The organism is Brevundimonas sp. EU05-FHT14B11 (assembly GCF_058790835.1).
Window position 1 is genome coordinate 1,492,597 of the sequence record NZ_JBYTCY010000001.1, and the last position, 9,345, is coordinate 1,501,941.

A 9,345-nucleotide genomic window follows, 5' to 3' on the forward strand; every position below is an offset into this window, starting at 1 on the left:
CCATGATCCGTCTTGTATCGCTGTGTCTGGCGCTGGTGTGGTGTGTTTGGTCCGTGGAGGTGCGGGCCCAGGCTCCGACATCCGACGCGCGCTTCAGCGCAGCGGCCGCGCAACTGCTCGACCGGTCGGCGGACGCCGCGCCGACGGGCCGGCGATTGCGGCTGCTGCTGGCCGCCGGACGATACGCCGAGGCCGAGGCGGCGGCGGTGACGCTGGCCGACCAGCTTCGTGCGCAGCAGCCCGGGCGCGCCGCGGCCCTGACGCCGCTGCGCATCTACGCCCGGGCCCGCGCGCACGAAGCGGCGGGAATCGGAAAGGACGCGGCCCTGGCCCGAGCATTCGCGGAGCTGTACGCCGCGCTGCCGGACCGGGAGATGGCGGCGGTGCTGCCGTACTACGGCGCGAACCTTGAGCAGATGCGCGAGCGGGCGACGCAGGCCGCGGCGGCCTGCGCGGGCGTCGCCCTGACGGAGTGCGACACCGGCGCCGACGCAGTGTCGGCCTGGGCGACGCTGGAGGTCTGGAGTTATCTGATCCCGGCGTCCGAACCGCTGATCCGCGCCGACGCCGAACGCCGCTTCGTCGTCGACGACACTTTGCTGGTTCCGACCGCCCACGGGGTTGAGATCGCGGTCCTGCTGGTGCGGCCCCGGACGGCGGCCGCCGAGCGGCTGACGACCCTGATGAGCTTCACGATCTACAACCGCGACGACTGGAGCTTCGCGGACGCCGTCCAGATGGCGTCCAGGGGCTATGCGGGCGCGGTGGCCTATTCGCGGGGAAAGGGGCGCAGCACCGGCGATCCGGTTCCCTACCTGCATGACGGCGCCGACGCGGCCGCCGTGATCGACTGGCTGGCCGCGAGGGACTGGAGCGACGGCCGCGTCGGCATGTTCAGCGGCAGCTACAACGCCTTCACCCAGTGGGCGGCCCTGAAGCACCGGCCCAGGGCGTTGCGCGCCATCGCCACCAACGCCTCCAACGCCCCGGGGATCGACTTCCCCATGCAGGGCGGCGTCTTCCAGAACTTCACCTATCCGTGGCCCCTGTATGCGGCGAGCGGATCGGCGCTGGACGAGACCACCTATGGCGACCGCGACCGCTGGGCGCGGCTGAACCGGAACTGGTTCCTGAGCGGGCGGCCCTATCGCGACCTGCCGAGGATCGACGGCCGGTCCAATCCGATCTTCGCCTCGTGGCTGGACCATCCGGACTACGACGCCTTCTGGCAGGCGATGATCCCGCAGGGGCGCGAGTTCGCCGACATCGACATCCCGGTCTACGTCCAGACCGGCTATTTCGACGGCGGCATGGTCGGGGCGCTGCACTATTTCCGGGAGCATCTGCGCCACCGACCCGACGCCGACCACCGCCTGATTGTCGGCCCCTATCACCACACCGCCCAGCAGTCGGGGGTCCTGGCGTCGATCAACGGTTACGATCTGGACCGCAGCGCCCTCATCGACCTGACGGAGATCCGGATGCAGTGGTTCGACCATGTGTTCCGCGGCGCGCCCTTGCCAGAGGCGTTGAGCGACCGGGTGAATTTCCAGGTCATGGGCGCCGATGTCTGGCGACACGTTCCGACGCTGGAGGCGATGGCCCCGGATCGCCTGCGGCTGTTCCTGGGGGAAGCGGCCGAGGCGGGCGGCGGGCACGCCCTGTCCCCGACGGCGCCGACCGCTGGTGCGGCCAACGACCTGACGGTGGACCTGGCCGACCGCAGCGGCCTGGACGTCGAGGTTCCGCCCGGCCGGCTGGATACCTCGGCGGCGCTGCGGTTCGAGACCGAGCCGTTTCCGAACGGGCTGGAGATCGCCGGGTCGTTCCTCGGACGGCTGGAGGTGGTCACCAACAAGCGGGACGTAGACCTGGAGGTGGTCCTGTTCGAACACCGCGCGGACGGCGGCTATTTCAGGCTGAGCTCGTGGATGAGCCGCGCCAGCTACGCGTACGACCGGCGGTCGCGACGGCTGCTGACCCCGGGCGAGCCCCGCACGCTGGCGTTTGAAAGCGAGACGGTGACCGGACGCCGACTGGCGCCCGGCAGTCGGATCGTCGCCCTGGTCGGGGTTCCGTTCCGGCCGGACGTCCAGATCAATTATGGGACGGGCCGCGACGTCAGCGACGAATCGATCGCTGACGCGGGGGACCCGCTGACGGTCCGGTTCCTGCCGGGCGGCTATCTGGAGCTGGGAACCCGGCCTGGACCGTGAGGGGACGATCCTAGTCCCGGGGGGCGGAGGAGCCGGGGGTCAGCGACCCGCCGCCCGGACGGGGGCCGTCGCGGCGGGTGCGGATGTTCTGGGTCGAATCCGGCTGGAACGAGGGATCCAGATGCGCGCCCGCCACGCCCATGCCGAAGTTGGAACCGGGGCCATCCTGCACGCCCACCACGCCGGTCCCACCGGCCAGGGGGCGGCGCCGCGCTTCATACTGGGCCAGGGCCTGCGCGCCCTCGCGGGCGAACTGGGCGTCCCGCTCGGGATTGCCGGCGCCCTCGATCGGAGGCGCGGCGGCGGCCCGTTCGGCGAAGCGGTCCTCGCACACGGCGCGCTCCTCGCGGCTCAGCAACTGGGGACTGGCGCAGCCCGGCCCCCGCGTGCGCAGGCCGCGCCCGACCCGGTCGCCCAGGGTGTCGGGCCGCACCTGCCAGGCCCCGGCCCCCGCCGGCGGCGCGGGCGCGCCGGGAACGGGAGAGGCGAGCCGGGGCGCGGGCGTCGAGGGCCGGTTCTCGTCCTCGTCCCTATTGCGCTGGAACGGCAGGCGGAAACCGAGGACCGAGCGCTGGGCGCCCGCCGGAGTGACTGGGTCGACCGGTTGGGCCGACGGCGGTTCGGGCGTCGGACGCGGCCGCGGCCGCTCGTTCTCCAGCAGGGGGCGGGGCTCGATCTCGACGTAGAGGATGGTCGGCTGGACCGGAAGCTCACGGGTGTGCTCGTCCAGCACCGTCACGGCCAGCCCGCCCAGGACCAGGACGTGAGCGGCCACGGAGGCGCCGACCAGCACCGGCTTGCGCCAGCGGTTCCTGTCATCAGACTTCACCCGCGTCGGCGCCGCCATTCGTCCTCCCGATCCAGCGTTCAGGGGAGGGGGCGAGCGTGGCCTTATTGGGGCGCTGGGCGGCCGCTTCACTCTTCTCGTCGCTGGTTGGGCAGGAAGCCGTGGATGCTGGAGAACAGGCCGACGCTCACCTCGACCCCGCAGTCCGCGACCGGGCCGCTCTTTTCGCATTCGGCGCGCTGCGAGGCCCGGGTTTCACGCCGTTCCGCATAGCCGGCGAGTTCACGCGCGCCCTGGCGGGCGAAGCGGGCGTCGCGCTCGGGGGAGCCCGTGCCCGAAACGGGAGCGGCCTCGGCGCTCTGGTCGCCGAAGCGGTCCTCGCACAGGGCGCGGTCCTCGCGGCTCAGCAACTGAGGGCTGGCGCAGCCCACGCCGCGGGTGCGCAGGCCGCGCCCGACCCGGTCGGCCATGGTCTCGGGCCGGACCTGCCAGGCCCCGGCGCCGGATGGAGGCGCAGGCGCGCCGGGAACGGGCGAGGGAAGGCTGGGGTCGGGCGTCGAGGAAGGAGTCTCATCCTCCTTCCGGTCGCGCCGGAAGGGCAGGCGGAAGCCGAGGACCGAGCGCCGGGCGTCCGTCGGGGCTGCAGCTTCGACCGGTTGAGCTCTCGTCGGTCGGGGCGCCGGCCGCGGCCGCTCATTCTCCAGCAGGGGACGCGGCTCGATCTCGATGTAGAGAACGGTCGGCTGGGGCGGCATCACGCGGGCGGGCTCGTCCAGCACCGTCACGGCCAGCCCCCCGAGGACGAGAATGTGAGCCGCCACGGAGGCCGCGACCAGTCCCGCCCGCGTCCTCGCCGCCTGTCGCGCTGGTCCCGCCAACCGCCACCCCCGATGTCCACGCACAGGGGAGGGGGCCAGCGTGGCCGTATTGCGGCTTGATCCGGGCCATTCCGCGAGCGGACAAGGCGTGAGAGAACGGGGGATGTTCGCTCTCGCGCTTCTCACCGTTCTCGCCGCGCCGCAGGATCCGGGGACCTTGCCCGAAACCACCCTACCTGATGTGGTCGCCGAGGCGCCGCTTCGTGGGGGACGGGTCGTGCTCAGCTGCGTCGTTCAATCGAACGGCGCCCTGAACGACTGCCAGGTCGTTTCCGAGACGCCGCGGGGCGCCGGCCTCGGCGCGAGGGTGCTGGAGGGCGCCCGGCGGGCCCGAACGAATCCGGGCGGACGCGGTGGCGACAGTGGGGGGCGCGTGACCTTCACTGTTCACATCACGCCTCCGTCGGCCGCGCCCACGGACCGTTAGCGCAGCCAGCCCTTCTTCTTGATGTAGATCAGCGGCAGCAGGGCCGCGAGCAGGGTCAGGACGATGGTGAAGCTGAAGCCGTGCTTCCACGCCAGCTCCGGCATGACGGCGAAATTCATGCCGTAGAAGGTCGCCACCAGGGTGGGCGGCAGGAAGACCGCCGTGATGATGGTGAACACCTTGACGATCTCGTTCTGCTTGACGCTGAGCGAGGTCATCACCGAGTTCTGCAGGTAGCGGACCTTGTCGTGCTCGAAACCGGCGTGCTCCTTCACGCTGGCGATGTCCGAGATCAGGGTCTCGACATACTGGCGCAGGTCCCGGGCCTCGCCGCCGATCTCGAGGCGGAGATAGCGGGCCGCGCGCTCCAGCAGGAGCTGGCTCTCCTGGATGCGCGAGATCAGCTCTTCCTTGTCGTTCAGGTCGGCCATCGCATCGTGGATGTCGCTGGAGTCGATGCTCTGGCCGGTCTCGTCGACCCCTTCCGCGATCATGCGGATCCGGTCGTTGACGCCCTCGAGCGCCCCGCTGGCGAGGCCGAGCACATGGTCCGTGTTGGCGTTCAAGGCCAGCAGCAGGACGTACATCACCGCCGCCCGGCCCGCGCCCAGGTCGGGCCGCCGCGCCAGCATGGCGGGCGCGCGGTCGAAGGCCGGGAAGCCGTCGGCGGGCTCCAGGGTGATCAGGACGTCGTCGCCCAGGGCGAAGATCACGGTCTGCTGGCGCACCTCGGAACCGTCCCGCACCAGGCTGGCGACGGGCAGGTACAGGAACCGGGCGTCCTCCTCGAAGACATCGTCGGCGGCGGGGAAGCGGCAGCCGTGCACGGCGGCGGCGTGGGCCAGGGCTGCGCCGTCGCCGCGACGCAGGCGCAGCCAGGCCGTCGGCGAGACCTTCGAGGCATGGGTGGTGAGCAGGTCGGTCATTGCGCGCCCTCCTGCCGGACGGGGGCGTCCGCGTGGCTGGGGGAGGTGGACGACGTGACCGTCGGATAGGTCTCGTCGTCTCCGCCCAGGGCGAAGTGGACGATCAGCATGGCGCCCGAGAGCACCAGGTACAGAACCACCACGGCGGTGATGACTTCGCGCTCCAGGCCGGAGGCGGCGTGGGGTTTGCGGGGCGTGGCGGGGGTGGTTTGGCGGCGGATGTTCATCGCTCGTCTCCTTGCGGCCGGCGCGGACGCCGGCGGGACGAGCGGAGGCCGAAGCCCCTAGCCGAGACTCCGGATCACGCCCGTCCGACCGAGGTCGGCGGCGACCTTCGATGTCTTGCGCGAGGAGGCGGCGGTGATGACCGCGCCCCCGATGCGACTAGGATAGGGGTCCATGGTTCGGGTTCGTTCTGCGCCTCGGAAATGAGGCGTGGCGGACCTAGGCTTGGGGGCAGGGGGTGTCAACCCCGGCCCGCGGGGCGCTGCGCCCTTGACCTGACGGGCCTCCGCGCGTAGAAGCCGCCCACTTTCGCGAGGGATGTCCCCGGACCTCCATCCTGATCGTGACAATCGAATGCGACGGGCTGTGCCCGCCGGAACGCCCAAAGCGCGCGTTCCGGTTTTTGCGTTTGACCCCGGTGTTGCGCGTGTTGCGCACCATCGACAACACCCGGGCGGCCCCTCGTCGAGAGACGGTCGTCCAAAAGAAGGTTCACCGAGGCGCTCCGGCCGAAAGGCACACGCTTCCATCGATCGAAGAGAACGAGTTTCGAATGCCGACTATCAACCAGCTGATCCGCAAGCCGCGCGCCCCCAAGCCGGTCCGTAACAAGGTCCCGGCCCTGAAGGGTTGCCCGCAACGCCGCGGCGTCTGCACCCGCGTCTACACCACGACCCCGAAGAAGCCGAACTCGGCGCTTCGTAAGGTCGCCAAGGTCCGTCTGACCACCGGCATCGAAGCCGTGTGCTACATCCCGGGCGAAGGCCACAACCTGCAGGAGCACTCGGTTGTGCTGATCCGCGGCGGCCGCGTGAAGGACCTTCCCGGCGTTCGCTACCACATCCTGCGCGGCGTGCTCGACACGCAAGGCGTCAAGGACCGCAAGCAGCGCCGTTCGCACTACGGCGCCAAGCGTCCGAAGTAAGCGATCGCTTCATTCCATTCGCCGGCCGGGACCTTCGGGGTTCGGGCCGGCCGTCCGATACCGATTTAGAAGGCCAAGCCCATGTCCCGTCGTCACCGCGCACAGAAGCGCGAAGTTCTGCCGGATCCCAAGTTCAAGGATCTGACCGTCACCAAGTTCATGAACTACGTCATGTACGAAGGTAAGAAGGCCGTCGCCGAGAACATCGTGTACGGCGCCTTCGACATCCTGGCCGACAAGAAGAAGGACCAGGAGCCCGTCGCGACCTTCCACACCGCGCTGGAAAACGTCGCTCCGGCCGTCGAAGTCCGCTCGCGTCGCGTCGGCGGCGCCACCTACCAGGTGCCGGTCGAAGTCCGTCCGGACCGCCGCAAGGCCCTGGCCATCCGCTGGCTGGTCAACGCCGCGCGCAAGCGTGGTGAGAACACCATGACGGAAAAGCTGGCCGCCGAGCTGCTGGACGCTTCGAACAACCGCGGCACCGCCGTGAAGAAGCGCGAAGACACCCACAAGATGGCCGAAGCCAACCGCGCCTTCAGCCACTACCGCTGGTAAGCCTTTCGGGACGCCGCCGGTCTTCAAGATAAGGCCGGTGGTTCCTATCTACCGACTATCCGGCGCGGGCGGTTTGAGCTAAATCGCCCGCGCTCGCTTATCCGAACATTCCCGAGGCGCCCGAAGCGGCGCCGCATTGACCGCAAGGCACGCTCCCATGCCCCGCACGCATAAAATCGAAGACTACCGCAACTTCGGCATCATGGCGCACATCGACGCCGGCAAGACGACGACGACCGAGCGGATCCTGTATTACACCGGCAAGTCCCACAAGATCGGCGAAGTCCACGACGGCGCCGCCACCATGGACTGGATGGACCAGGAGCAGGAACGCGGCATCACGATCACGTCGGCCGCGACGACCGCTTACTGGAAAGAAAAGCGCCTCAACATCATTGACACCCCCGGGCACGTGGACTTCACCATTGAAGTCGAGCGCTCGCTGCGCGTCCTCGACGGCGCCGTGACGGTGCTGGACGGCAACGCCGGCGTCGAGCCGCAGACCGAAACCGTCTGGCGTCAGGCCGACAAGTACTCGGTGCCGCGCATCGTCTTCGTCAACAAGATGGACAAGATCGGCGCCGACTTCGACGCCTCGGTCCAGTCGATCCGCGACCGTCTGGGCGCCAAGGCCGTGCCGATCCAATTCCCGATCGGCGCCGAAAGCTCGCTGTCGGGCCTGGTCGACGTCGTCGAAATGCGTTCGGTGGTCTGGGACAACGACGCCCTGGGCGCCAACTTCACCGTCGGCGAGATCCCGGCTGACCTGATGGACAAGGCCGTGGCCGCCCGTCAGTACCTGATCGACAACGCCGTCGAACTCGACGACGAGGCGATGGAAGCCTACCTCGACGGACAGGAGCCCTCGGTCGAGACGCTGAAGAAGTGCATCCGCAAGGCTGTGCTGACCGGCGCCTTCTACCCGATCCTGTGCGGCTCGGCGTTCAAGAACAAGGGCGTGCAGACGCTGCTGGACGCCGTCGTCGACTACCTGCCGTCGCCGCTGGACATCCCGCCGACCCCGGGCATCGACTTCCGCACCGAAGAGCCGGTCGTGCGTCACGCCTCGGACGATGAACCCCTGTCGGTTCTGGCGTTCAAGATCATGGACGACCCCTTCGTCGGCTCGCTGACCTTCTGCCGCCTGTACTCGGGCAAGATGGAAACCGGCATGTCGCTGCTGAACTCCAGCCGTGACCGCAAGGAACGCGTCGGCCGCATGCTGCAGATGCACTCGAACAACCGCGAGGACATCAAGGAAGCCTACGCCGGCGACATCGTCGCCCTGGCTGGCCTGAAGGACACCCGCACCGGGGACACCCTGTGCGACCCGATCAAGTCGCCCGTCATCCTCGAGAAGATGGAATTCCCGGCGCCGGTCATCGAGATCTCGGTCGAGCCCAAGACCAAGGCCGACCAGGAGAAGCTGGGCATCGCCCTGGCCAAGCTGGCCTCGGAAGATCCCTCGTTCACCGTCTCGACGGACCACGAGTCGGGCCAGACCATCCTGAAGGGGATGGGCGAGCTTCACCTGGACATCAAGATCGACATCCTGCGCCGCACTTACAAGGTCGACGCGACGATCGGCGCCCCGCAGGTCGCCTACCGTGAATCGCTGGGCCGCAAGGTCGACATCGACTACACGCACAAGAAGCAGACCGGCGGTACGGGCCAGTTCGCCCGCGTCATGATCACCTTCGAGCCGGGCGAGCCGGGTTCGGGCTTCGTGTTCGAATCCGCCATCGTCGGCGGCGCGGTGCCCAAGGAATACATCCCGGGCGTCGAGAAGGGGCTGGAGTCCATCAAGGACGGCGGCCTGCTGGCCGGCTTCCCGCTGATCGACTTCAAGGCGACCCTGACGGACGGCAAGTTCCACGACGTCGACTCCTCGGTCCTGGCGTTCGAAATCGCGGCCCGCGCCGCGTTCCGCGAACTGAAGGAAAAGGGCGCGCCGAAGCTGCTCGAGCCGATCATGGCTGTGGAAGTCGTGACCCCCGAGGACTACCTCGGTTCGGTCATCGGCGACCTGAACGGCCGTCGCGGCATGATCCAGGGTCAGGACATGCGCGGCAACGCCACCGTCGTGAACGCCTTCGTGCCGCTGGCCAACATGTTCGGCTATGTGAACACGCTTCGCGGCATGTCGCAGGGCCGCGCGGCCTTCACCATGCAGTACGACCACTATGAGCCGGTGCCGCAACACGTCGCCGACGAAGTCATCAAGAAGTACAGCGCCTAAACCCCAACCCATCCCGGCGGATCCGCAAGGGTCCGCCGGACCCCTGAAAACTAGGACAAAGCCCCCTGTTCAGGGGACGGAGAGAAGAGAATGGCCAAGGAAAAGTTCGAACGCACCAAGCCGCACTGCAACATCGGCACGATCGGTCACGTTGACCACGGCAAGAC

The 9,345-nt window shown here is 68.9% G+C and carries 10 protein-coding genes; 6 read left to right on the top strand and 4 right to left on the bottom strand.

All coding sequences use genetic code 11. The features are described 5' to 3' along the window. The first annotated feature begins 2 nt into the window (after window positions 1–2). On the top strand, window positions 3–2,216 hold the full coding sequence (locus AC3WRV_RS07265; protein WP_492312695.1) for a CocE/NonD family hydrolase: 2,214 nt from the start codon (window positions 3–5) through the stop codon (window positions 2,214–2,216). A 10-nt stretch (window positions 2,217–2,226) separates the two neighbouring features. Here AC3WRV_RS07265 and AC3WRV_RS07270 read toward each other — a convergent pair whose 3' ends face one another. Further along, the gene (locus AC3WRV_RS07270) at window positions 2,227–3,063 is read right to left on the bottom strand and encodes a hypothetical protein (RefSeq protein ID WP_492312696.1); all 837 of its coding nucleotides are present in this window, start codon (window positions 3,061–3,063) and stop codon (window positions 2,227–2,229) included. Between the two features lie 68 nt (window positions 3,064–3,131). Beyond that, a complete protein-coding gene (locus AC3WRV_RS07275) occupies window positions 3,132–3,824 on the bottom strand; it encodes a hypothetical protein (protein ID WP_492312697.1) in 693 nt (230 codons plus the stop codon). 160 nt (window positions 3,825–3,984) lie between these two features. Here AC3WRV_RS07275 and AC3WRV_RS07280 point away from each other — a divergent pair, with 160 nt between their 5' ends. Then, entirely contained in the window at window positions 3,985–4,308 is a 324-nt protein-coding gene (locus tag AC3WRV_RS07280) for a TonB family protein (RefSeq protein WP_492312698.1), read from the top strand. Here AC3WRV_RS07280 and AC3WRV_RS07285 read toward each other — a convergent pair. After that, on the bottom strand, window positions 4,305–5,234 hold the full coding sequence (locus tag AC3WRV_RS07285) for a CorA family divalent cation transporter (protein WP_492312699.1): 930 nt from the start codon (window positions 5,232–5,234) through the stop codon (window positions 4,305–4,307). The genes AC3WRV_RS07280 and AC3WRV_RS07285 overlap by 4 nt on opposite strands. Further along, window positions 5,231–5,461, bottom strand: coding sequence for a hypothetical protein (locus AC3WRV_RS07290; protein ID WP_492312700.1), 231 nt, complete (start codon window positions 5,459–5,461; stop codon window positions 5,231–5,233). Before AC3WRV_RS07290 ends, AC3WRV_RS07285 begins: the two co-directional genes overlap by 4 nt. Before the next feature lie 551 nt (window positions 5,462–6,012). Here AC3WRV_RS07290 and rpsL point away from each other — a divergent pair. From rpsL to AC3WRV_RS07310, 4 genes are all read left to right on the top strand, one after another. Then, window positions 6,013–6,384 (top strand): 30S ribosomal protein S12, encoded by a 372-nt coding sequence (rpsL, locus tag AC3WRV_RS07295; RefSeq protein ID WP_056453566.1) that lies wholly within the window; start codon window positions 6,013–6,015, stop codon window positions 6,382–6,384. An 81-nt stretch (window positions 6,385–6,465) separates the two neighbouring features. Then, window positions 6,466–6,939, top strand: a complete 474-nt coding sequence (rpsG, locus tag AC3WRV_RS07300) for a 30S ribosomal protein S7 (RefSeq protein ID WP_168044696.1) — start codon at window positions 6,466–6,468, stop codon at window positions 6,937–6,939. 157 nt (window positions 6,940–7,096) lie between these two features. Then, entirely contained in the window at window positions 7,097–9,178 is a 2,082-nt protein-coding gene (fusA, locus tag AC3WRV_RS07305; protein ID WP_492312701.1) for an elongation factor G, read from the top strand. Between the two features lie 90 nt (window positions 9,179–9,268). Further along, a partial coding sequence (locus AC3WRV_RS07310) for a hypothetical protein (protein WP_007443273.1) occupies window positions 9,269–9,345 on the top strand: 77 nt, incomplete at its 3' end.

Coding starts and splice junctions, on each gene's coding strand:
- AC3WRV_RS07265 (WP_492312695.1), top strand. CDS start 3: ATGATCCGTCTTGTATCGCTGTGTCTGGCGCTGGTGTGGTGTGTTTGG.
- AC3WRV_RS07270 (WP_492312696.1), bottom strand. CDS start 3,063: ATGGCGGCGCCGACGCGGGTGAAGTCTGATGACAGGAACCGCTGGCGC.
- AC3WRV_RS07280 (WP_492312698.1), top strand. CDS start 3,985: ATGTTCGCTCTCGCGCTTCTCACCGTTCTCGCCGCGCCGCAGGATCCG.
- AC3WRV_RS07285 (WP_492312699.1), bottom strand. CDS start 5,234: ATGACCGACCTGCTCACCACCCATGCCTCGAAGGTCTCGCCGACGGCC.
- AC3WRV_RS07290 (WP_492312700.1), bottom strand. CDS start 5,461: ATGAACATCCGCCGCCAAACCACCCCCGCCACGCCCCGCAAACCCCAC.
- rpsL (WP_056453566.1), top strand. CDS start 6,013: ATGCCGACTATCAACCAGCTGATCCGCAAGCCGCGCGCCCCCAAGCCG.
- rpsG (WP_168044696.1), top strand. CDS start 6,466: ATGTCCCGTCGTCACCGCGCACAGAAGCGCGAAGTTCTGCCGGATCCC.
- fusA (WP_492312701.1), top strand. CDS start 7,097: ATGCCCCGCACGCATAAAATCGAAGACTACCGCAACTTCGGCATCATG.